Genomic DNA, 22,335 nt, shown 5'->3' with positions numbered 1-22,335 from the left:
CTAAAAAAGCCTAAAAAGTAATAACTTTGCGAAAATAAAAAATTTTAATGGTAAAAAAGGAAACCAACAGCGATCAACTTATTGCACATATAATAAAAGGGATAGAAGAGGTAAAGGGAAATGACATAGAAATTCTAGACCTTAGAGAAATTGAAAATACAGTTTGTGATTATTTTATCATCTGCAATGGTACTTCAAACACGCAGGTAAACGCCATAGTCAACTCTATCCAAAAAACGGTAAGTAAAGCCCTAAAAGACAAACCCTGGCATATTGAAGGCAGTGAAAATGCCGAGTGGGTTTTAATGGATTATGTGAATGTAGTAGTACACGTTTTCCAAAAGCACATCAGGGAATTTTACGACATTGAAAGCCTCTGGGGTGATGCGAAGATCACCTCTATAGAGACTAATTACTAAATCTTATAAGACCTACCAGGTATGGCGAAAGAACAACCCAAGAAAAATATCGATCCGAAGAAACCAAAATTTAGTGCATACTGGATCTATGCCGCGATAATCTTAGTATTTTTAGGAATTAATTTCTTCAGTGGTGGCGGTTTTAATGAACCGGCCAAAACAAATCCAGCTGAATTTCAGACTTTCCTTAGAAATGGTGATGTCAAAAAAGTTGTCATCATCAATAAAAATCAGGCACAGGTGTTCCTAACCGAAGAGGCTAAGCAAAAGGAAATTCATAAAAAATCACAGGATCCTGAAATCTTTGCTACCGGCGAAACCCCGGCTTATACTTTTCAATTTGGAGATCTTCAGAACTTTGAAAACAGTATTTCTGAAATTAAAAAAGAGGAGAACCTGGACACGGTGGTCACTTATGACACGCAAAGTAATGTTTGGGGTGAAATTTTCATAACCTTATTGCCATTTGTACTTATAATTGGGATCTGGATCTTTATTATGAGAAGAATGAGCAGTGGCGGTGGCGGTGGCGCCGGTGGACAGATCTTCAATATAGGAAAATCCAAGGCTAAGCTCTTCGACCAGAATACCGATGTAAAAACTTCCTTTAAGGATGTTGCCGGTCTCGAAGGCGCCAAAGAAGAAGTGCAGGAGATCGTAGATTTCCTAAAACAACCCGATAAATATACTTCCCTTGGGGGTAAAATTCCGAAGGGCGCCCTACTTGTTGGTCCTCCGGGTACAGGTAAAACCCTATTGGCAAAAGCCGTTGCAGGTGAGGCCAAAGTACCTTTCTTCTCTCTTTCCGGTTCAGATTTTGTGGAAATGTTTGTGGGAGTTGGAGCCTCCAGAGTAAGAGACCTTTTTAAACAGGCGAAAGAAAAATCTCCATCTATTATTTTTATTGATGAGATAGATGCCATTGGTCGCGCCAGAGGGAAAAGTAATTTTTCCGGCTCTAATGACGAGCGTGAAAACACCCTAAACCAGCTGCTCACCGAGATGGATGGTTTTGGCACTAACACCAATGTGATTGTAGTTGCTGCAACAAACCGCGCCGATGTACTGGATAAAGCCCTAATGCGTGCTGGCCGTTTTGACCGACAGATTTATGTAGACTTACCAGATCTTAACGAGAGAAAGGAAATATTTGAAGTTCACCTTAAGCCTTTGAAAAAAGTGGCAGATGAACTAGATACAGAATTCCTTGCAAAACAAACCCCCGGTTTTAGCGGTGCAGATATTGCCAATGTATGTAATGAGGCTGCCCTTATTGCAGCCAGAAAAGGAAACAAGGCTGTTGGAAAACAGGATTTCCTTGATGCGGTAGACCGTATTGTTGGTGGTCTTGAAAAGAAAAATAAGATTATTACCCCAGAAGAGAAAAAGGCTATTGCCTTTCACGAGGCTGGACATGCTACAGTTAGCTGGATGCTGGAACACGCAGCTCCACTGGTTAAGGTAACCATTGTACCGCGCGGACAATCCCTGGGCGCTGCCTGGTACCTCCCGGAAGAAAGACTTATTGTAAGACCTGAGCAAATGCTTGATGAAATGTGTGCCGCTCTTGGGGGGCGTGCAGCCGAGAAGGTTATCTTCAACAAGATTTCCACCGGTGCCTTAAGCGATCTTGAAAAAGTAACCAAACAGGCGAAAGCCATGGTTACTATTTACGGATTAAACGACGCGGTAGGAAATCTTACTTATTATGATTCATCTGGACAGAGTGAATACAACTTCACCAAACCATACAGCGAAAAGACTTCAGAATTAATAGACAAGGAGATTTCAAATCTAATTGAAGCCCAATATCAACGTGCTGTAGCCCTGCTCACAAAACACAAGGACAAACTAACTCAACTTGCTGATATTCTGCTGGACAAAGAAGTTATTTTCAAGGATGACCTTGAGAAGATCTTTGGGGCCCGTCCTTTTGAAAAAGATAAGGATATGGCCAGAGCTGAACAGGATAAGATAGAAGCTAAAAAGAGAGCGAAAGCTGAAAAATCAGAAAATTCTAAAGATTCCGATAAATCTTCTGAAGATGGATCAGACGAGACAGAATCTGAAATTTCAGAAAACGACTCCGTTAATAAATAGTTTATAACCAAGCTTTAAAAAATCTTATTTTAATGTATGTTAAAATAAGATTTTTTACCTTTGGTTAAAATGAGCTTTAGAACCACACCCAAACTCTATGAGTCTATTTAGAAGATTCTTAAACCCTAAATCTAAATCAGACAAAAAACAGGAATCTCCTGAAAATGCTGATCGGGGCAAATACATGCCGGAAGTAAAGCTTCCTACCGATGAGCGCTTTATGCTTAATTTTAAAAATAACGGCGGGAAATTTCTGTATTGTGAGGATGAATCAGAGATTAGGGAAGCTTTTGATAATATTCTGCTGGAGAACGACTGGTACGAATCGGAATGTTGCTGCTTTGATCCTAATCTTAGGGATAGATTTAAAGGCTTCAACCTGGAGTTCACAAAATCTGGCACTGCGGCATTTTACCTTTCTAACAGTGAATTTCTTATCGCTAATGATGGTTCTATTTTAATCTCTTCAAACCAAATAAAAGAATGTAAACTTCATGAATTACCAGCTAATTTTGTGATTATTTCTTCTACCAGCCAATTGGTAGACACTATTGGTGAGGGGCTTAGAGGTATTAAATCACGTAATAAGCAGAGCATACCATCTAACATCACCACCATTAAAAATTTTGAAACACAAAAAGAAGGTGATTTCATGAGCTACGGAAGTAGCACGAAAAACCTATATTTGCTTCTGCTGGAAGATCTATAACACATGAGGGAAGCAATTATCAGGACAATTTCAGGATTATTGTATATATCCATTTTGGTTGCTTCAATACTTCATGACGAACTCGTGTTCATAAGTCTTTTCTATCTTTTAGGTCTGGTTTGTCTAATTGAGATGCAAAAATTACTGCATCTTAAAAGCTATGCTCTTTATGCTGTACAGGCCCTTCTATTTTATCTTTTTAGCTATCTGAAGTTTAATCCCGATGCAACGGTATTGCTGCTCTTTATCACCATTTTTGTGAATTTATTCCTGGTGAAGGACTTGATGGTAGTCCAGAAGATACCGGTTTTTGAAAAGAAGAAATATATAATTATTATTTTCTATCTGATATCTTCAGTAATATTTTTAACCCTTCTCCCCACTATTCACGGGTTCTTTAGACCTGATTTAATAGTTGGAATCTTTATTCTGATTTGGACTAACGATACTTTTGCATATATTGTAGGGAAGAATTTTGGCAGAAATAAGCTCTTTGAGCGTATATCGCCTAAAAAAACTATAGAAGGCTTCCTCGGCGGGCTGGTATTTAGTGCTGTGGCAAGTTTTTTTATTTTTTATTACACCCAATTTTTAAGTTTTCCTCTGTGGTTGGGAATGGCTGTCATACTAAGTGTTTTTGGCACTTTAGGAGATTTGATTCAGTCAAAATTCAAAAGACAGGCCGGTGTAAAAGACAGCGGAAAATTAATGCCAGGGCACGGTGGATTGTTTGACAGGCTAGATAGTATTATCTTTGCCAGCCCATTTGTATATGCATATCTATACCTATTAAATTATGTTTCATAAAGAAGGATATAAAATAATGGCCTTTACTGCAGTAATCCTTATTGCAATAAATGTGCTTTCTTATAGTTTAATAAACAGGTACTGGATTAAATTTTCAGTTTTACTGGTTTCCATTCTTTTATTCCTGCTGATTATCCAGTTTTTCAGAAATCCGAAAAGAAAAACCCAGCATAACGACGCACATATTGTTGCTCCTGTAGATGGAAAAGTAGTTGCGATTGAAGAGGTTTATGAAAAAGAATATTTTAAAGATAAAAGGTTACAGGTTTCTATTTTTATGTCACCTCTAAATGTTCACGTTACCCGGCATCCCGTAGGCGGAACAGTGATATACAGCAAGTACCATCCCGGGAAGTTTTTAGTTGCTTGGCATCCTAAATCAAGTGAAGAAAACGAACGCACAACGGTGGTTGTTAAAAATATTCTTGCCGGTGAAGTACTTTACAGGCAAATTGCAGGAGCTTTAGCCAAGCGCATAGTCAATTATGCTGAAGAAGGCTCTGAAGTTATCCAGGGAAGCGATAGCGGCTTTATTAAATTTGGTTCCCGAGTAGATGTTCTTTTACCCGTTGATACTCCATTGACGGTAAAATTAAATCAGAAAGTGAAAGGCGGTTTAAGCGTGATCGCAAAAATTGAGGAGGATTAACAATGTCAGATTTAATAGAAGAAAGATTCAATAGGGCATACGAATTGGCCAGTACAACAAACCTTAGTTTCCCACCGGATATTATGCTAAGTTTTTATGCTTATTATAAAAGAGCCACTGAGAAGAACGGCTTCTATTTACCCCCTTTTGAACAGGGTGACCTAAGAAGCGCTTTCAAGATAAATGCCTTGGTGCAGGTAAAAGACCTCAGGAAAAAAGACGCTCAGGAAAAATATATATCCCTTGTAGAAGAACATATTGGCAAAATAACCTAATAGGTTAGATCGCCAATATTTCTTCCTCCCATTAATATTATTTCAAGTTTTTCAAACTCGCTTCCAGAGCTTCGATCCTGGCCTCGGCATCAGCCTTTTTCGCTTTTTCTACTGCCACTACCTTTTCGGGAGCATTATTTACAAAACGCTCGTTTGAAAGTTTTTTGTTCACAGTTTTTAGAAAACCACGGGTGTATTCAAGTTCTTCTTCCATTTTAGTAATCTCGGCCTCAACATCCACGGCTCCGGTGATGGGGATATAGTATTCATTTGATCTTACCCGGAAGCTAAGCGCTCCTTCCACCTGTTTATCTACGGTTTGAAATTCGGCGATATTACCCATTTTCCTGATAATCGAATCGAATACTTCGGAAGTATTTTCGTTATTCAACACCATAAAATCTATGGTGTTTTTAAAAGATATATTTTTCTCTTTTCTTATTTTCCTTATTCCGGCAATCACTTCAGAAGCAATTGTAAACTCCTCAATAATAGTTTGGTCAAACTCATTTAATTCCGGCCATTTAGCGACGATAAGGGCCTCCTGAGGAGTTCGGGTGGTGATTTCCTGCCAAATTTCTTCAGATACAAATGGCATAAACGGATGAAGAATCTTAAGATTATCCTCCAGAATTGAAATCACCGCTTTATATGTCGTGGTATCAATAGGCTCACCATATGCGGGTTTCACCATCTCCAGGAACCAGGAACAGTAATCGTCCCAAACCAGTTTATAGGTAGACATCAAAGCGTCGCTGATACGATATTTTGAAAAGTGATCTTCGATTTCGGCAAGGCCTTTTCTGAATTTAGCGGTATACCAATTAATCGCGATTCTTGAAGTTTCAGACTGTTCTTTTTCTTCTGAAACTTCCCAGCCTTTCACCAAACGGAATGCATTCCAAATTTTATTACTGAAGGCACTACCCTGTTTACAAAGTTCTTCCTCGAACATAAGATCGTTTCCGGCAGGCGAACTCAACAGCATTCCAACTCTTACCCCATCGGCACCATATTGGTCTATCAATCCAAGCGGATCTGGTGAATTCCCCAAAGATTTAGACATTTTACGGCGTTGTTTGTCCCGTACAATTCCTGTGAGATATACATTTTTGAAGGGCTTTTCTCCACGATATTCGTAACCAGCCATGATCATACGTGCTACCCAGAAAAACAGAATTTCAGGAGCAGTAACAAGATCATTAGTTGGATAGTAATATTCTATTTCAGGGTTTTCCGGCTCCAGAATGCCATTGAAAACACTCATTGGCCACAACCAGGATGAAAACCAGGTATCCAGCGCATCCTTATCCCGGGAGAGATCTGAAGTAATTAGATTTTGATTTCCGGATTTCTCCTTAGCTTTTTCCAGAGCGGCAGCTTCGGTTTCTGCTACTACAAAATCCTCTTTGCCATTTCCGTAATACCAGGCCGGGATTTGATGTCCCCACCAAAGCTGTCTTGAAATGTTCCAATCCCGAACATTTTCCATCCAGTGCTTATAAGTGTTCAGGAATTTTTCAGGTACAAGATTAATATCCTTATTAACCACTGCTTCTAAAGCAGGCTGTGCCATCTCTTTCATTTTAAGGAACCACTGGTCACTCAATTTTGGCTCTATCACAGCACCGGTGCGTTCACTTGTACCCACTTTATTAATGTGTTCTTCGGTTTTAAGCAAAACCCCAAGCTCCTCCAGCTCCCCAATTATCTCTTTTCTAACAACAAAGCGATCTTTCCCTTTATAATGTAAGCCATAATCATTGAGGCTAGCATCATCATTAAAGATGTCTATAACTTCCAGATTATGTTTATCGCCCAGCATTTTATCATTCTCGTCGTGGGCCGGAGTAACCTTTAAGCAGCCGGTACCGAATTCCATATCTACATACTCATCTTCAATAATGGGAATTTCCCGCTTACAAACCGGCACTATAGCTTTTTTCCCTTTTAGATGTGTAAAGCGTTCGTCATTGGGGTTTATACACACAGCAGTATCACCAAGAATGGTTTCGGGGCGAGTTGTAGCAATAGTTACCATCTCTTCACTTCCGGCAATTTTATAATTGAGGTAATACAAGTTACCTTGTTTTTCCTGGTAAACTACTTCCTCATCAGACAAGGTGGTTTTTGCTTCCGGATCCCAGTTCACCATACGGTAACCACGGTAAACCAGATTTTTCTCATAAAGGTCCACAAAAACTTTTATAACCGAGGCCGACATTTTTTCATCCATGGTGAATTTGGTACGGTCCCAATCACATGAAGCACCCAGCTTTTTAAGCTGTTCCAGAATAATACCCCCATGTTTATGAGTCCATTCCCAGGCATGTTGTAGAAATTCCTCACGGGTAAGGCTATTTTTATCAATTCCTTCAGCTTTAAGTTTTGCAACCACTTTAGCTTCCGTGGCAATGGATGCGTGATCGGTTCCGGGCACCCAGCAGGCATTATAGCCTTTGAGTCTGGCCCTTCTTACCAGTACATCCTGGATAGTGTTATTCAACATATGGCCCATATGCAAAACTCCGGTCACGTTTGGAGGAGGAATTACAATAGTGTAAGGTTCTCGCTGGTCTACTTCAGAATGAAAATACCGGTTTTCCATCCAGTACTTGTACCATTTTTCCTCTACTTGTTTCGCGTCATATTTGGAAGCTATCGCCATAATTGGTCTGGTTTTTGAAAATAATGGCAAAAGTAACCATTAGTTAAGGAATTTAAAAGGAGTTGAATTGAATATAATTTTGTGAATAACTCTAATTCAGCTTATATTTACTGTTCCGAAAAAACTAAATTATCAAGCCTTCTTTAAGGCTGTGTTCAACCAAAGTTCTTTAAAAGCCCAGGCTTTCAAGACTTCTAAATCATGAGATATGAAAAAGTTAATTGCAATTGCTGTTTTTGTTTTAGCCGGAGTTGGTGTTGTTACCGCTCAGAATACTGCAAAAATGGAATTTAAAACAGAAACTATTGATTACGGTGAAATTAAGAAAGGTAGTGACGGGGTTCGTGTTTTTGAATTCACCAACACCGGAAATGCACCTTTAGTGATCGAGAATGTGACTTCCAGTTGTGGATGCACGATTCCGAAGAAACCCGAAGAAGCGATTATGCCCGGGGAAACCGGAGAAATCGAGGTAAAATACGATACAAAAAGGGTTGGCCCAATAAGAAAAACGGTTACCGTTTATTCAAATTCTGATGTTCCTACCAAAGCCCTTAAGATAAAAGGGAAAGTGGTAGACAACGATACTTTGTAAATACCCAATAAAATTCACTAAAAGCTCCTGCCTTTGACAGGAGCTTTTTTTTATAGAATTCGTTTAAGTTTGAAAGAGAATTTCATCTCTTTTAGGTCTCTTTCCACAAGCAATTTTATCTTTCTCCCCTCACGGGAAGTAAATAAATTTGATATTTTATCCAGAGAATATTTATGGGCGGGATTCCCATTAATTTCAAGGATTATATCTCCGGTTTGCAATCCGGCTTCTTCTGCCGGAGAACCTGGCCTGATCTCGGCAATTTGATATTGTGGTGCCAGGGAGAATTTAAGCCGATAGGTGCTTTCTGAGACCTCGAGACTATCTTCCCGAACTTCTTCAACATCAAAAAAGGGTGGTGGGGTATCATAATCCCTTACAAATCTTTGTCCGCTATGTTTCACCACTACCCCACTCATATTATATTCAAAAGACCTCCTGAAATCTGAATTTGGCTTAAGGCGAAGGTTCTTTCCGGGGTAATCCAGGGTATAGTGAAAACGTTTCAGTATCTGGCTTCCTATACTCCCATTGCGTTTATCGAAGAGTGAAATATTCTGGATATAAAGACTATCGGGAAAACTGGCAATAACTTTTTTGAGCTTCAAATCACCCAAACTTAAGGATTTTATCCTGCTCCTTCTTCCATAAACACTTCCACTTATGCTGTATCCAAGAAAATCTTCAAAAGATGGGGAGGGAACATTGACTCCAGACTCTTCATCAGTAAAAATCCAGACGGCATCGCCCGAACCGCTATCCAAAAGGAAAGTTAGGGTATGCTTCTGTCCATTCGATACAACTTCAGCCTCAAGATAAGGTTTGTTTTCGTCAAAAATCAAAGGAAGGTCCTCGCAACGTCTACACTTCTTATATTTATATTTCGCTGGAGCATATACCTTAATGAATTTCCTGCGATAATTAAACTCTACTATGAAATGGCGGAAGAAGTCATAGCCCAGAATCCCGTTTAACTCAATACCAAGCCGGTTGGAGAGACCTATCAATTCTTCATCAAGAATATAAAGAGTTTCGGTTTCGCTTATCGCATCGCCAAGTTTGACGGTGTTGTTTACAGCTTTCAAAGCCATAACCGGTTCCCCTGCTCCTAATCCCCTAAGAAAGATTCTCCTGGTATTTTTAACGTTAGGAATTTCCCCATCTATCGCAAAAATCAAAGTAGCGTTAACCCCTGTATCAAGCAAAAAAGATAGTTCGACACCATTGACACTCACAGGAACAATCACCAAGTCATTAATCAACTGAAAAGGTAATTTAAAATATGCTTTTTTATTATCTATTCGATATTCGTTTTGGGCTGTAAGAGGGGAGGTTAAGCCAGCCAACCAAATTATTAACAACCAGAAAATCACAATCTTTTTCATCCTGCGATAATTTATGAAATATTCACAAAATAATGACCATAAGCCGGCCAACTTTGTGACAATAATTTTGCATTTTTGCATACCATTAAAAATGTAAATCATGCCTAATATTTCTAATAAGGGTAGAAACATGCCCGAGTCACCTATACGCAAGCTGGTTCCTTATGCTGAAGCAGCTACCAGAAAGGGTCGTAAGATCTATCAGTTAAACATTGGACAGCCCGATATAAAAACTCCTCAGGCCGCCCTTGATGCAGTAAAGACCAACGATATAGAGGTACTGTCTTACAGCCATTCGGCAGGTTTTGAATCTTACCGAAATAAGCTGGCTGCATATTATAAGAAAAACGATATCCCGGTAAACGCAGATGAAATTATTGTGACCACCGGAGGTTCTGAAGCCTTGATGTTTGCCATGGGAAGCATTACCGATCCCGGAGACGAAGTGATTATTCCTGAACCATTCTATGCTAATTACAATGGTTTTGCTACTGCTTCAGGGGTAAATATTGTCCCAATAAAAAGTTCTATAGAGAACAATTTTGCATTACCTCCTATTTCAGATTTTGAAGCATTAATAAGCGAAAAAACCAAAGCAATTATTCTATGTAACCCGGGAAATCCTACCGGTTATTTATATACCAAAAATGAGATCGAGCAGCTAGCAGAGATCGCCCTTAAACATGATCTTTTTATCGTAGCAGACGAGGTTTACCGCGAATTCGCTTATGATGGAGTTAAACATCACTCTATTATGAGTATTCCTAAACTTGCTCAAAACGCTATTATGGTCGATTCTGTTTCCAAACGTTACAGCATGTGTGGTGCAAGGATTGGTTGTCTTGTATCAAAAAACCAGGAGGTGATGAAAACAGCAATGAAATTTGCCCAAGCCAGGCTTAGCCCTCCAACTTTTGCACAAATTGCCAGTGAAGCCGCCTTAGAAACCCCGCAGGAATACTTTGATGAAGTAATTGAAGAATATACCAGTAGAAGAAATATTCTAATTGAAGGACTCGAAAAAATTGAAGGAGTAAAGGTGGCAAAACCAAAAGGAGCATTTTACTGTATCGCCCAACTCCCTGTTGAAAATGCCGATGATTTTGCGCAATGGTTGCTGGAAGAATTCGAAATGGACAACGAAACCATTATGGTAGCTCCCGCTGCCGGGTTCTATTCCACACCCAATACCGGGCTTAATCAGGTTAGGATTGCCTATGTATTGAAAAAAGAAAACCTGATACGAGCTATTGAAATACTGGAAGTAGCCTTAAAGAAATACAACAAATAGGTTGATATGCAGGTTACTGAAAATACTTCTTTAAAGAATTATAACACTTTTGGCATAGACGCAAAGGCCCAAAAGTTTATTTCGGTTTCTTCTTATGAAGATTTAAGGAAGGCACTTCAGCAAACCTATGCATCAGAAATATTTATCCTGGGGGGTGGCAGCAATATGCTCCTCACCCAGGATATTAACAAAACAGTAATTCATATTGGCTTAACCGGCCGAAAGATCATTTCTGAAACAGAAGATGCAGTTGTGGTTGAAGCCAGTGCCGGGGAAAACTGGCATCAGTTTGTTTTATGGGCACTGGATCACGATTTTGGCGGACTCGAGAATCTCTCGCTCATTCCAGGAAATGTAGGCACCTCCCCTATTCAGAATATTGGTGCATACGGCGTAGAGCTGAAGGATGTATTTGAATCCTGCAATGCAATACATATACAAACCCTGGAAGAAGTTACCTTCAAGCCAAAGGATTGCGAATTCGGCTATAGAAATTCTGTTTTTAAGCAAAGATTAAAGGGGGAATACATCATTACTTCGGTTAGGTTTAGGTTGAGTAAAAACCATCATAAATTGCGTACCGGATATGGGGCCATAAAGGATTGGTTGACCGGAGAAAAGATTACGAAACCGGGCATAAAAGATATTTCCAATGCTGTAATTGCTATCCGGCAGTCTAAATTACCAGACCCGCGGGTGTTAGGTAATAGTGGAAGTTTTTTTAAAAATCCAATAATAAATAAAGAGGAATACTTAAAGCTTCAGGAAAAATTTCCGGAGATCCCTTCCTATTACATTGGTGAAGACCAGGTTAAAGTACCCGCCGGCTGGCTTATCGATAAGGCAGGTTTAAAAGGCTACAGAAGGGGCGATGCCGGAGTACATAAAAACCAGGCCCTGGTGCTGGTAAACTACGGCGAGGCCACAGGTGAAGAATTACTGGACCTTTCTCGGGAAATCAAAAATAAGATATATTCAGAATTCGGAATAAAGTTGGAACCCGAAGTGAATATAATCTAAAATTTTGTAAGAAAATATTTAACAACTCCTACGTCTTAAAAAGGATTTTTTAAGAGTTTCTTGTCAAATTTCCTTTTGTTATTTCCTATCTTTATTACATCAATATCGGGGTGCTTAGGCTGAGATCATACCCGCATAACCTGATCTGGATAATCCCAGTGTAGGAAATATTGAATCTTTCAAGGCTAAATGCCTTATTGAGGAGCTTCATTTCCTTTACAGGAAATGAAGCTTTTTTTATACCTCAACCTTTTACCCAATATTTCATAAAAAAACAACCTGCAATTGCAGGTTGTTTTTAAGTTTTAACTTTTTTTGATGATTAAGTCTCTAAGATTTTTTTCTCATAACCACTCCATCAATTTGATGAATTACACCGTTTGAGGCCTCTAAATCAGTTTTAGTAATTTTGGCAGTATTGCCGTTCTCATCTTTGAGAAGGATATCATCTCCACTCTTTAGAGCGGTTAGGGAAGCCCCACTTAAGGTCGTAATAGTATATTCACCGTTACCCTCATCAATCCTTTCAGAAAGCTCCTCTGCAGTAATCTCATCCTCCACTACATGATATTTAAGAAGCTCGCTTAATTCTTCGCGGTTTTCACTTTTCATTAGCGTATCCAAAGTGGCCTGATCTACCTTTTCGAAGGCCTCATTGGTAGGAGCAAAAATAGTATAAGGCCCCTCCTCTTCAGTAAAAGCTTGTGCAAGTTCGGCATTCTGTAAAGCACCAGCGAAAGAACTCAGGGAATCATCTTCCATGGTTTTTGCAGCAATACTATTAGCCTCCCATTCCATCCGTTCTTCTTCGGCCTGCAATTCAGCAGCCCTTTCGGCCTCCTGCCTTTCTAATTTCTCCTTTTCTTCTTCGGCTTTTTTCTTTCCATCTTCACAAGAGGTAAACACAAAGAGTCCTAAAAATAGTATACTAAAATCTTACTGATTTTCATAATAGATTTATTTAATTTATTAAGCGGCAAATTTATCGCGTAACAAAAACACAACCAGATATTTACGTATAATCTTTAGTTAAATAGTGTAAAGCTTTTCCTAATGTCCCGTCTAATTTTACCAATCCTGTTTTTATTGTTATTTTTGCAAAAGAAATTTATCACCATGAAACTAATAATTATAAGTATAGTATTGCTTGCTCTTGCTTTTGCAGGGCTTGCTATAAAGATTTGGAGTAAGAAAGATGGAAAATTTGCCGGAACCTGTGCAAGTCAAAGTCCATATTTAAATAAAGAAGGTGAGTCCTGCAGTTTTTGCGGAAAGATGCCTGAAGAAATGGGTAATTGCAGCACCGATAAAAGAGGGAAACAGATTTCATAACTGAATGGCCCTTACTTTACTCGGTTTCTATTTATTATTCAGTTTAATTAATATTGTTTTTTTTCTGGCCTTCCTATCTTTTGCCAACGCCAGGACCCGAAACTTGGAAAAAACCGGGTTCCCGGTTTCTGTAATTATCTGTGCAAAAAATGAGGCTGAAAATTTAAGAAGTTTTCTTCCCTCTATTCTGGATCAGGATTACCCCGATTTCGAGGTTATCGCGATAAATGATGCTTCTACTGATAGCACTCTCGAGGTTATCGAGGAATTTCAGAAAATAAATGGCCGAATAAAGATTGTGAATGTTCAGAATAACGAAGCTTTCTGGGCTAATAAAAAATACGCTCTTACCCTGGGCATAAAAAAGGCCAGAAACTCTCACCTCTTATTCACCGATGCCGACTGTGCTCCCCAATCAACCAAATGGATTGAAGGAATGGTCCAGAATTTTAGCGCAGAAAAAAGTATTATTCTGGGTTACGGTGGTTATTTTAAGCATAGAAACTCCTTTTTGAATAAATTAATAAGGTTTGAGACCCTGCTTACGGCCGTACAGTATTTTTCCTATGCAAAGCTCGGAAGTCCGTACATGGGAGTAGGTCGGAATCTTGCTTATACTTCAAAAGAATTTTATGCTCAAAAGGGTTTTGCAAGTCATTTACATCTGCGCTCGGGAGATGACGATCTTTTTATCAATGAAGCCGCCACCGCACACAACACAGCTATATGCTTTGATAAAGAAGCAATTACCCGAAGTGTTCCCAAGACAACTTTTAAAGAATGGTTTCAGCAGAAAAGAAGGCACGTTTCTGTTGCCAGACACTATCGGCCAAAACATAAAGTACTCCTTGGCTTATTTTTTATCTCGAAATTATTCTTCTGGCTTCTACTGCCTATCCTTTTGATTATACAAGTTTATCCGGTAATTGTTCTATCAACTTTAGGCTTTGTTTTGTTGCTGGAATTTTTAGTCTTTTACAAGTCGGCAAGAAAACTTGAAGAAACAGACGTGGTTTGGTTATTTCCGTTTTTAGAAGTATTTTTAATCCTATCGCAATTAAGTATTTTTATAGCTAATATTTTCTCAAAACCAAGCCATTGGAAATAAACCGGGAGGAGTTGCTCACCAAAATAAAAGCTGCCAAAGATGGGAACCAGACTGCTTTCAATTATCTCCTGGATAAATTCTGGAATGACGTGTACGGTTTTCAACTTAAAAAGACCAGGGATGAGTATGAGGCTGAGGACATCAGTATTCAAACTTTTTCCAAGGCTTTTAACAAGATCCATACTTTTGACGAGAGTTATTCCTTCAGCACCTGGTTAATTGCAATCTCAAAAAATCTTCATGTAGACCTAATTCGGAAAAAAAACGCTTCGATAAGATCTAAAACCACTTCAGAAAATGTTACGCAGGTTCACAGAATTGCCGATGAAACCCCTACCATTGAAGACAAGCTCATAAAAGACCAGCATCTTGACCAATTACTTACCGATATCAAGCAATTAAAACCCCATTACCAGGAGGTGATAAACCTTAGATATTTCCAGGAAAAATCCTATAAAGAAATTGCCGAGGCCCTAAATGAGCCCATGAATAATGTTAAGGTCAAACTGCTTAGAGCAAAGAAACTTCTGGCAGAAATTATTGAAAACAGAAACAGACTGTAAGCAATAAGAACAAAGGTTGTCTAATTTATGCAATTAGACAGATTATTGTATCTTTGACCAATTGAATTTTGCTATGAGTACAGAGACATTATCCCCTAAAGAAACCCGGACAAAATCAAAACCTAAATGGTTAAGGGTTAAGTTGCCCACCGGAAAAAAATACACCGAGCTACGTAACCTGGTAGCTAAATATGATCTTCATACTATCTGCACCTCTGGAAGTTGCCCTAATATGGGTGAATGCTGGAGTGAAGGTACCGCAACTTTTATGATTCTGGGAAATATCTGTACCCGCTCCTGTGGATTTTGTGGAGTTAAAACCGGAAGACCGGAGACCGTAGACTGGGATGAACCTGAAAAAGTTGCCCGCTCTATTAAACTCATGAAGATCAAACACGCGGTTATCACAAGTGTAGACCGCGATGATCTTAAAGATATGGGGTCCATAATCTGGGCTGAGACGGTAAAGGCGATTCGTAGGATGAACCCCGAAACCACCTTGGAAACGCTTATTCCGGATTTCCAGGGAAATGAAAGAAATTTAGACCGTATAATAGAAGTTGCTCCTGAAGTGGTCTCTCATAATATGGAAACCGTAAAACGTTTAACCCGCGAAGTTAGAATCCAGGCAAAATACGAGCGAAGCCTTGAAGTTTTACGCTACCTGAAAGACCAGGGCATCAACCGAACAAAATCGGGTATAATGCTAGGTCTTGGAGAACAGGAGGACGAGGTAATTCAAACTCTTCACGATTTAAAAGACGCAGGAGTAGATATTGTAACCATTGGCCAATATCTGCAACCCAGCAAAAAACATCTACCGGTGAAACAGTTTGTAACACCAGATCAATTCAAAAAATACGAGGCTATTGGATTGGATCTTGGATTCCGGCATGTAGAAAGCAGTGCTTTGGTACGCTCCTCTTATAAAGCACAAAAACACATAAACTAACAAGAGCCTTCAATGCCGGCAGAAATCAATATTGCTATAAATGGTTTTGGTCGTATAGGGCGCAACCTTTTTAGGTTATTAATTGATCACCCCTATATAAGGGTTGTAGCCGTTAATGATGTTGCCGATGCCTCCACCCTAATTCATTTATTGAAATACGATAGTATTCATGGAGTTCTGAAAAATAAAGTTGATGCTTCTAAAGATGGTTTTTTGGTTGACGGGGTTTTTGTGAAACTCCAGAATAAATCTCATCCTAAAGAACTTAACTGGCAGGATCTCAAAGTGGATTATGTAGTGGAGGCCTCAGGGAAATTTAAAACAACCGAAGATCTTCAGCATCATTTAAAAGAAGGCGTAAAGAAAGTGATTCTTTCGGTGCCACCACAGGACGACAAGATTAAAATGGTGGTATTAGGGGTTAATGAGGATATTCTTGATGGTACAGAGAGAATTATCTCTAATGCCTCCTGCACAACAAATAATGCCGCACCAATGCTTAAAATTATTCACGATAATTTCGAAGTAGAGCAGGCTTATATCACCACGGTTCACTCCTATACATCAGATCAAAGTCTACATGATAAGCCACACCGTGACCTTAGACGAAGCAGGGCAGCGGCACAATCTATAATCCCAACCACCACGGGTGCTGCTAAGGCATTAACCCATATTTTCCCAGGTTTACAAGATGTTATTGGAGGCTGCGGAATTCGGGTTCCGGTTCCCAATGGTTCCCTAACGGATATGACCCTGAATATTAAGAAAAAAACCTCAATTGGGGAAGTAAACAAACTATTTAAGGAAGCTTCTGAATCAAGTCTGAGAGACATTTTAAGTTATACAGAAGATCCAATAGTTTCAATAGACATACAGGGCAACACCCATTCCTGCATTTTTGACGCACAAATGACCTCTGTGATAGGCGGAAGACTAGTAAAACTTATAGGATGGTACGACAACGAAATAGGATATTCCAGCAGGCTTATCGATTTAATTTCAGCGGTTAATGATAATTAACTATATTTAACAACAAATTAGCTGCCAACCACCCCAAGTGATGAACTTTACACATATATGGGTATTTTTTATAATTTTCTCATCTACCTTACCATCCCAGGATGTTGATGAGGTTGAAGAAACCAATGCAGAAATCCAAAGGCTTCTGAGCGAGGCTGAAAAATCAATAAATGTTCTGGATTTCGACAAGGCTTTGCAGCAGCTAAACACCTCCCTGGAATTTTCTAAAGCTATCAACAATAAAAAGTATATTGCTCTCTCCAGTAGTATTCTGGCTAAAATGTACTACATAAGACATGAATATAGCAGAGCTACCACCGAATTGAACCGTGCTATTTCTATCCAACGGGAAATTGAAGATGAAATGGGTCTGGCCTATAGTTATATTACATACGCCAAGATCCTTAATTCAGAAAGAGATAGCAACCGGGCGCACAAGTATTTAAATCTTGCTGAAAGTTTATCCATTAAAAACAACAATACAGAATACTTTGGAATTATCCTCCTAAACCGGGGAATCCTTAATTTAAACCTGGATCAAAATCTATCTTTAGCACTTTCTAATTTTAATAAAGCTGAAGAATACCTAAAAAACGATGAAACTCCTGATCTTTACGAGATATCCCGCCTCCATTTTTATCGGGGCAGAACTCATGCTGCATTAAAAAACTTCAATTTAGCCCTCGCCGATCTCCAGGCAGCAAGTGATATTGGAATCGATCAGAATTTCACTGGAATGTTGATGAGTACCAACAAGGGACTTAGTGAGGTTCACGAAGAAATGGGCAACCCTGAAAAAGCCCTGGAATTTCTAAAAATCAGTAACATGATTAGAGATTCCACTTACAATATGAACAAGGAAGCCATAGCGGTAGATGCCACTACCCGTTATGGGGTTGATGCCATGAAAAGCAGCCTTAATGAACTGGCCTTGCAAAACGCCGAGCAGGAACGATCTTTAAAAGTAAATAAGCTCACAACGATTTTAAGTGTAGCTTTAATCACAATTCTTTCTCTACTAACTTTATCGCTTTACAAAAACAATAATTTAAGAGCAAGAGCTAACGAATTACTTCAGAAGAAAAACACCGAACTCACCAAAGCCAAAGAAAATGCAGAGAAAGCATCTATGGCTAAGGCGCAGTTTCTCTCTACAATCACCCATGAGCTCCGAACTCCGTTATACGCCGTAACCGGTCTAACCCATTTATTACTGGAAGAGAGCCCAACCGAAAACCAGAAAGAGCACTTAAATTCCCTGAAGTTTTCCGGGGAATACCTGTTATCGCTAATCAATAATATTCTGGACCTTAATAAACTTGAGGCCAATAAGGTGGAAATTATGGAGGCCAGTTTTAACCTGGAGAAAAGAATTTCAGATGTACTTATTGCTCTTAAGAATTCAGCCGATGATAAACACACAAAAATCCACTTTAATTTTGATAAAGAGATTCCTCGTAAACTAAAGGGAGACCCACTTAAGATCTCGCAGATTCTTATTAATCTAATAGGGAACTCCATCAAGTTTACCGAAGACGGAGATATCTGGATAAGTGTCAAAAAAGCTAAACAAGACGGTCCTTTTATTTGGTTAAACTTTGAAATAAAAGATAATGGTGAAGGCATCACCAAGGAAAAACAAAAAGCCATTTTTGAAAATTTCACGCAGGGTTCTACCCAGATAAACCGAAAATTCGGGGGTACCGGGCTTGGCTTGTCTATTGTTAAAAACCTACTTCATCTCCTGGGAAGTGATATTAATTTGGAAAGCGAACTGGGCAAAGGATCCTGTTTTACTTTCGAACTTAAATTTGAAGCCGAAGAATACCAGAATAATGAAACTTCAGAACTCCCTTCTACCATTGATAACACGGAGGTAATGAAAGGTAAAAAAATTCTGGTGGTTGAAGACAACAAGATCAACCAAATGATCACCAGGAAGATTTTGGAGAAGAACGACATTATTTGCGATGTAGCTGATAACGGTACCGACGCGATAGAAAAAATAAAATCTGAGGATTTCGATCTTGTGCTTATGGATATTCACATGCCGGGAATAAGTGGTATTGAAGCCACCGCCGAAATCAGAAAGTTTAATAGCAACATCCCGATTATCGCCTTAACGGCGGTTACTCTGGATGACAATCTTGACGAATTCTATGGGAATGGCTTTAGTGATATTATCCCAAAACCATACAAGACCGAAGAATTCTATAGGAAGATTAACAATCATTTAGCACTAAGAGAATCAACGGTTTAGCCTTTTGGCATATGCTTTGATAAACACGAGGCTAGTAAAATTATATATCGCAGAGTACAACATATATAGTTTGAATTAGCCAAAAAGAAAAATGGGGTGCCTGCGCACCTCATTTTTATTCCAGTTAATAACTTAATTACTAATGGGGTTAAGAATTAATTTTATTTTAATTTTTCTTCTGTATTTAGGAATGAGCACGGGATCTTTGATGGCTCAAAAAACAAAATCAGGGTCTGAATTTTATGAGCAAATTCGGGAGCTTGATTTTGAAAGAAGAGAATCCCTGATCTCTCAGGAATTGCTTAGTGGTAATTTTCCTGAATTTCTTCTAGATTGGAAAAAAATCACAACAATTCAAAAAGACGCTTTGGGTAAACCCCGGGTTCTTAACTTATTTGTCTCTCCCGATTACCTTACGGTCGGAAATGAAGAAGATTATTTCATTGTTCCCATCGGTCCATTAACAGCCCAAAAAGTGGCAAATACTTTCAATGCTTCACTACCTACGCCCAAAGTAACAGATATAATCTATCGTCACGCCGAATTAAAATTAGAGCCCTTTAACTACATACCCAGAAAGAACAGAAATGAAACTGTAGATATTTTTTACGATCACTCCAGGGTAATCCAGGCTCAGATAACAGCAGCAGGTTTTCTTCCCGGTACCTTCGTTGCCGGGACCAAAAAAGACATCGTTATTTCTCATAAACTCCGCGATACTATCCGAACCAGGCATGTGAATATTTACGGTTGGCATAACTTAAACGGAGAGCCTATTCAACCCCTTTATAACGGCCACATCAACACCTATGTAGATTACAGTCACGGAGCGAGACTAATCTCTGACCGTGTTCTTATTGATGGAAAGGAGTTTAATTACCGGGATATCCTTAAAGATAAAAAGCTTTTTAAATTACTTAGTTACGATAAAGAACCTCTGGTAAAAACTACCTATTCTCACTAAGAACATTATGGTTAACAAAGTCCAGAATTTCTTCAAGAAATTCCATTTCCCCATTTAAAAAGGACACTTCAATGGGCAGATAAAACAACTTCTCTTTAGATATTCTTTTTTCAAGTCGCATATAATCTTTCTCGGTGGTAAGTATCAGATTTTTCTTTTGCAATTCAAGGATTTCAGAAGAATTAAAATTATGATGGTCCCCAAAAGCTTTATGCTCAAATTTAAGATTTTCCCCTCCCAGATATTTCAATAAAGGTTCGGGCCTGGCTATACCGGTAACCAGAGTGAATGGCGAAGATTGTAGATCCTTAAGCATTATTCTTTTTTCTTCGGAAATGATTTCTTCTGAATACCTGATTGAAGTAAAAAACAGCTCCTGGTAATTACGCAACTCAAGTTTCGTTCTAATATGCTCCTGTTCAGTTTTGTTAAGATTTGAGGGGCATTTTGTAACCACTATAATATCTGCCCGTTCAGCTCCAAATTCAGGTTCCCGCAAATTCCCGGTAGGCAACATAAAATCATCGGGATACAGATCTCCAAAAGCCGTAAGCAAAATATTGAAACCGGCTTTTACCTTCCTGTGCTGAAAGGCATCATCCAGCAATATCACCTCAGGATTTTCTTTAAGTAAATTCGAAATTCCATTTTGGCGGTTCGCATCTACAGCTACCAGAGCTTTCGGAAATTTTTTCTTGAACTGAAGAGGCTCATCCCCTACTTCAGCGGCGGTTTCGGTCCCTTTTAAAAGTCTATATCCCCTGGTTTCTCGTTTATATCCACGACTAAGGCTAGCTACTCGAAATTCCTTTTCCAGTACTTTCAGTAAAAATTCAATCATCGGAGATTTCCCAGTGCCGCCGGTATTGAGATTGCCCACACAAACAACCGGAATCTCATAAGATTTCGATTTCAGGATTCCGCTATCATAGAAAAAATTCCTGATAAGCATTATAAATCCATATAAAAGTGAAAAAGGCAACAGGATTTTTCGGAAAAGTTCCATAGGGCGAACTATAATATTTATATTTGAGGTTAGGCTATTTCAAACAAAATTAACAAAAGCAGGCTTCTGCTTTCAATATAATTAAATTAAATGCAGATTCAGGAAGTTATAAATATTCTCGAAGATTTTGCACCTATCTCCTACGCAGAAGATTTTGATAATGTAGGTCTTCTCACTGGAGATCCCACTAGCCAGGTAAAAGGAGCGTTAATCACACTGGACACCCTTGAAGAAGTGGTAGATGAAGCAATAGAAAAGAATTGCAACCTTATTATTAGTTTTCATCCCATTATTTTTTCAGGATTAAAAAAATTAAACGGGAATAATTATGTGGAGCGCACGGTAATAAAAGCTATAAAAAATGATATCGCGATTTATGCAACTCACACCGCCCTGGACAATCAGCATAAAGGAGTGAATGATATGATTTGCGAAAAACTGGGATTAAAAAACAGGAGGATCCTTATTCCGCGGAAGCAAAGCATAAAGAAACTCACCACATTTGTCCCTAATAAAAACGCCGATGAAGTTCGTAAAGCCCTTTTTGATGCCGGCGCCGGAAGCATTGGAAATTACGACAACTGTAGCTTTAACCTAAAAGGATCGGGGAGTTTTAAACCAAATGAAGAGGCGAATCCGGTGATTGGCGAAAAAGGAGAATTGCACTTTGAAGAGGAAACGGAAATAGGCTTAACTTTTCCTGCTCATATTGAAGGAAAGATACTCAAAGCACTTTTCAACAGCCACCCTTATGAGGAAGTCGCTTATGAGGTAACAACTTTAGATAATTCCAATCAACATTTGGGGATGGGAATGATAGGCGAACTCGAAGAGGAGCAGGATGAAATACAATTTCTTCAATATGTAAAAAGGACCTTTAATTCTGGCTGCATCCGGCATTCCGAATTACGACAAAAACCTATAAAAAAAGTGGCTGTACTGGGTGGCAGTGGCAGTTTTGCCATCGAAAACGCTAAACGTGCCGGTGCCGATGTTTATATTACTGCAGATCTCAAGTACCACGACTTCTATAAAGCCGAGAAAAGGCTGGTGCTTGCAGATATTGGACACTATGAAAGTGAGCAATACACAAAAAATCTGCTACATTCTTATTTGACAAAAAAAATTAGTAATTTTGCACTTATTTTAGCAGAGACAAATACCAATCCTATCAAGTATATTTAACTATGGCAAAAAAAAACGAAGTTACTG

At 38.9% G+C, this 22,335-nt stretch carries 21 protein-coding genes and 1 riboswitch; of the genes, 17 read left to right on the top strand and 4 right to left on the bottom strand.

Translation table 11 applies throughout. From position 1 onward, the window contains the following. Positions 1–47 precede the first annotated feature (47 nt). From rsfS to VIM94_RS02815, 6 genes are all read left to right on the top strand, one after another. On the top strand, positions 48–419 hold the full coding sequence (gene rsfS / locus VIM94_RS02840) for a ribosome silencing factor (RefSeq protein WP_081209067.1): 372 nt from the start codon (positions 48–50) through the stop codon (positions 417–419). Between the two features lie 21 nt (positions 420–440). After that, complete coding sequence (gene ftsH / locus VIM94_RS02835; RefSeq protein ID WP_332037778.1) at positions 441–2,519, top strand: ATP-dependent zinc metalloprotease FtsH; 2,079 nt, start codon at positions 441–443, stop codon at positions 2,517–2,519. Between the two features lie 97 nt (positions 2,520–2,616). Further along, positions 2,617–3,228 carry an LUD domain-containing protein gene (locus tag VIM94_RS02830; RefSeq protein ID WP_332037777.1) on the top strand — a complete coding sequence of 204 codons (612 nt, stop codon included), beginning with the start codon at positions 2,617–2,619 and terminating at the stop codon, positions 3,226–3,228. Between the two features lie 3 nt (positions 3,229–3,231). Then, complete coding sequence (locus VIM94_RS02825; RefSeq protein ID WP_332037776.1) at positions 3,232–4,035, top strand: phosphatidate cytidylyltransferase; 804 nt, start codon at positions 3,232–3,234, stop codon at positions 4,033–4,035. Next, a complete protein-coding gene (locus VIM94_RS02820) occupies positions 4,025–4,684 on the top strand; it encodes a phosphatidylserine decarboxylase family protein (RefSeq protein ID WP_332037775.1) in 660 nt (219 codons plus the stop codon). Before VIM94_RS02825 ends, VIM94_RS02820 begins: the two co-directional genes overlap by 11 nt. 2 nt (positions 4,685–4,686) lie before the next feature. After that, positions 4,687–4,959, top strand: a complete 273-nt coding sequence (locus tag VIM94_RS02815) for an acyl-CoA-binding protein (RefSeq protein ID WP_332037774.1) — start codon at positions 4,687–4,689, stop codon at positions 4,957–4,959. Positions 4,960–4,996: 37 nt separating this feature from the next. Here VIM94_RS02815 and VIM94_RS02810 read toward each other — a convergent pair whose 3' ends face one another. After that, positions 4,997–7,627, bottom strand: coding sequence for a valine--tRNA ligase (locus VIM94_RS02810; protein ID WP_332037773.1), 2,631 nt, complete (start codon positions 7,625–7,627; stop codon positions 4,997–4,999). Positions 7,628–7,835: 208 nt separating this feature from the next. Between VIM94_RS02810 and VIM94_RS02805 the strand changes: the two genes are divergently transcribed. Further along, the gene (locus VIM94_RS02805) at positions 7,836–8,222 is read left to right on the top strand and encodes a DUF1573 domain-containing protein (RefSeq protein WP_332037772.1); all 387 of its coding nucleotides are present in this window, start codon (positions 7,836–7,838) and stop codon (positions 8,220–8,222) included. Positions 8,223–8,272: 50 nt separating this feature from the next. Here the strand turns inward: VIM94_RS02805 and VIM94_RS02800 are convergent, their stop codons facing one another. After that, positions 8,273–9,607, bottom strand: a complete 1,335-nt coding sequence (locus tag VIM94_RS02800; protein WP_332037771.1) for an aspartyl protease family protein — start codon at positions 9,605–9,607, stop codon at positions 8,273–8,275. Positions 9,608–9,707: 100 nt separating this feature from the next. Here VIM94_RS02800 and VIM94_RS02795 point away from each other — a divergent pair, with 100 nt between their 5' ends. Together VIM94_RS02795 and murB are read left to right on the top strand one after the other, a co-directional pair. Beyond that, positions 9,708–10,898 (top strand): pyridoxal phosphate-dependent aminotransferase, encoded by a 1,191-nt coding sequence (locus VIM94_RS02795; RefSeq protein ID WP_332037770.1) that lies wholly within the window; start codon positions 9,708–9,710, stop codon positions 10,896–10,898. A 6-nt stretch (positions 10,899–10,904) separates the two neighbouring features. Further along, complete coding sequence (murB, locus tag VIM94_RS02790) at positions 10,905–11,918, top strand: UDP-N-acetylmuramate dehydrogenase (RefSeq protein WP_332037769.1); 1,014 nt, start codon at positions 10,905–10,907, stop codon at positions 11,916–11,918. Between the two features lie 96 nt (positions 11,919–12,014). Then, a riboswitch (TPP riboswitch) is annotated at positions 12,015–12,102 on the top strand. A 146-nt stretch (positions 12,103–12,248) separates the two neighbouring features. Here the strand turns inward: murB and VIM94_RS02785 are convergent. After that, positions 12,249–12,824 (bottom strand): fasciclin domain-containing protein, encoded by a 576-nt coding sequence (locus tag VIM94_RS02785; protein ID WP_332037768.1) that lies wholly within the window; start codon positions 12,822–12,824, stop codon positions 12,249–12,251. Between the two features lie 210 nt (positions 12,825–13,034). Between VIM94_RS02785 and VIM94_RS02780 the strand changes: the two genes are divergently transcribed. The 7 genes from VIM94_RS02780 to VIM94_RS02750 all read left to right on the top strand — a co-directional run bounded on the left by VIM94_RS02780 (position 13,035) and on the right by VIM94_RS02750 (position 20,117). Beyond that, positions 13,035–13,250, top strand: a complete 216-nt coding sequence (locus VIM94_RS02780; RefSeq protein ID WP_332037767.1) for a membrane or secreted protein — start codon at positions 13,035–13,037, stop codon at positions 13,248–13,250. A 4-nt stretch (positions 13,251–13,254) separates the two neighbouring features. Further along, positions 13,255–14,358 (top strand): glycosyltransferase, encoded by a 1,104-nt coding sequence (locus tag VIM94_RS02775; protein ID WP_332037766.1) that lies wholly within the window; start codon positions 13,255–13,257, stop codon positions 14,356–14,358. After that, positions 14,349–14,921, top strand: coding sequence for a sigma-70 family RNA polymerase sigma factor (locus VIM94_RS02770; RefSeq protein ID WP_332037765.1), 573 nt, complete (start codon positions 14,349–14,351; stop codon positions 14,919–14,921). The genes VIM94_RS02775 and VIM94_RS02770 overlap by 10 nt, the downstream gene beginning before the upstream one ends. A 73-nt stretch (positions 14,922–14,994) precedes the next feature. Further along, positions 14,995–15,873: a lipoyl synthase gene (gene lipA, locus VIM94_RS02765; RefSeq protein ID WP_332037764.1), complete on the top strand. Its 879-nt coding sequence runs from the start codon at positions 14,995–14,997 to the stop codon at positions 15,871–15,873. 12 nt (positions 15,874–15,885) lie between these two features. Further along, positions 15,886–16,893 (top strand): type I glyceraldehyde-3-phosphate dehydrogenase, encoded by a 1,008-nt coding sequence (gene gap, locus VIM94_RS02760; RefSeq protein ID WP_332037763.1) that lies wholly within the window; start codon positions 15,886–15,888, stop codon positions 16,891–16,893. A 40-nt stretch (positions 16,894–16,933) separates the two neighbouring features. After that, complete coding sequence (locus VIM94_RS02755) at positions 16,934–19,153, top strand: tetratricopeptide repeat-containing hybrid sensor histidine kinase/response regulator (protein WP_332037806.1); 2,220 nt, start codon at positions 16,934–16,936, stop codon at positions 19,151–19,153. A gap of 142 nt (positions 19,154–19,295) precedes the next feature. Then, the gene (locus tag VIM94_RS02750; protein ID WP_332037762.1) at positions 19,296–20,117 is read left to right on the top strand and encodes a hypothetical protein; all 822 of its coding nucleotides are present in this window, start codon (positions 19,296–19,298) and stop codon (positions 20,115–20,117) included. On the opposite strand, the gene lpxK is transcribed toward VIM94_RS02750, so the two are convergent. Further along, the gene (gene lpxK, locus VIM94_RS02745; protein WP_332037761.1) at positions 20,101–21,123 is read right to left on the bottom strand and encodes a tetraacyldisaccharide 4'-kinase; all 1,023 of its coding nucleotides are present in this window, start codon (positions 21,121–21,123) and stop codon (positions 20,101–20,103) included. The two genes, VIM94_RS02750 and lpxK, sit on opposite strands and share 17 nt — an antisense overlap. Before the next feature lie 90 nt (positions 21,124–21,213). Between lpxK and VIM94_RS02740 the strand changes: the two genes are divergently transcribed. Continuing rightward, entirely contained in the window at positions 21,214–22,308 is a 1,095-nt protein-coding gene (locus VIM94_RS02740; protein WP_332037760.1) for a Nif3-like dinuclear metal center hexameric protein, read from the top strand. Positions 22,309–22,335 lie beyond the last annotated feature (27 nt).

Source organism: Salegentibacter sp., from assembly GCF_036568425.1.
Taxonomy (GTDB): Bacteria; Bacteroidota; Bacteroidia; order Flavobacteriales; family Flavobacteriaceae; genus Salegentibacter.
The sequence above is the reverse complement of the archived record's forward strand: the minus strand, read 5'-3'. Positions and strand labels throughout refer to the sequence as shown.

Excerpts from the sequence above, each read along its gene's own strand:
- rsfS (WP_081209067.1), top strand. The coding sequence starts at position 48 with ATGGTAAAAAAGGAAACCAACAGCGATCAACTTATTGCACATATAATA.
- ftsH (WP_332037778.1), top strand. The coding sequence starts at position 441 with ATGGCGAAAGAACAACCCAAGAAAAATATCGATCCGAAGAAACCAAAA.
- VIM94_RS02830 (WP_332037777.1), top strand. The coding sequence starts at position 2,617 with ATGAGTCTATTTAGAAGATTCTTAAACCCTAAATCTAAATCAGACAAA.
- VIM94_RS02825 (WP_332037776.1), top strand. The coding sequence starts at position 3,232 with ATGAGGGAAGCAATTATCAGGACAATTTCAGGATTATTGTATATATCC.
- VIM94_RS02820 (WP_332037775.1), top strand. The coding sequence starts at position 4,025 with ATGTTTCATAAAGAAGGATATAAAATAATGGCCTTTACTGCAGTAATC.
- VIM94_RS02815 (WP_332037774.1), top strand. The coding sequence starts at position 4,687 with ATGTCAGATTTAATAGAAGAAAGATTCAATAGGGCATACGAATTGGCC.
- VIM94_RS02810 (WP_332037773.1), bottom strand. The coding sequence starts at position 7,627 with ATGGCGATAGCTTCCAAATATGACGCGAAACAAGTAGAGGAAAAATGG.
- VIM94_RS02805 (WP_332037772.1), top strand. The coding sequence starts at position 7,836 with ATGAAAAAGTTAATTGCAATTGCTGTTTTTGTTTTAGCCGGAGTTGGT.
- VIM94_RS02800 (WP_332037771.1), bottom strand. The coding sequence starts at position 9,607 with ATGAAAAAGATTGTGATTTTCTGGTTGTTAATAATTTGGTTGGCTGGC.
- VIM94_RS02795 (WP_332037770.1), top strand. The coding sequence starts at position 9,708 with ATGCCTAATATTTCTAATAAGGGTAGAAACATGCCCGAGTCACCTATA.
- murB (WP_332037769.1), top strand. The coding sequence starts at position 10,905 with ATGCAGGTTACTGAAAATACTTCTTTAAAGAATTATAACACTTTTGGC.
- VIM94_RS02780 (WP_332037767.1), top strand. The coding sequence starts at position 13,035 with ATGAAACTAATAATTATAAGTATAGTATTGCTTGCTCTTGCTTTTGCA.
- VIM94_RS02775 (WP_332037766.1), top strand. The coding sequence starts at position 13,255 with ATGGCCCTTACTTTACTCGGTTTCTATTTATTATTCAGTTTAATTAAT.
- lipA (WP_332037764.1), top strand. The coding sequence starts at position 14,995 with ATGAGTACAGAGACATTATCCCCTAAAGAAACCCGGACAAAATCAAAA.
- gap (WP_332037763.1), top strand. The coding sequence starts at position 15,886 with ATGCCGGCAGAAATCAATATTGCTATAAATGGTTTTGGTCGTATAGGG.
- VIM94_RS02755 (WP_332037806.1), top strand. The coding sequence starts at position 16,934 with ATGAACTTTACACATATATGGGTATTTTTTATAATTTTCTCATCTACC.
- VIM94_RS02750 (WP_332037762.1), top strand. The coding sequence starts at position 19,296 with ATGGGGTTAAGAATTAATTTTATTTTAATTTTTCTTCTGTATTTAGGA.
- lpxK (WP_332037761.1), bottom strand. The coding sequence starts at position 21,123 with ATGGAACTTTTCCGAAAAATCCTGTTGCCTTTTTCACTTTTATATGGA.
- VIM94_RS02740 (WP_332037760.1), top strand. The coding sequence starts at position 21,214 with ATGCAGATTCAGGAAGTTATAAATATTCTCGAAGATTTTGCACCTATC.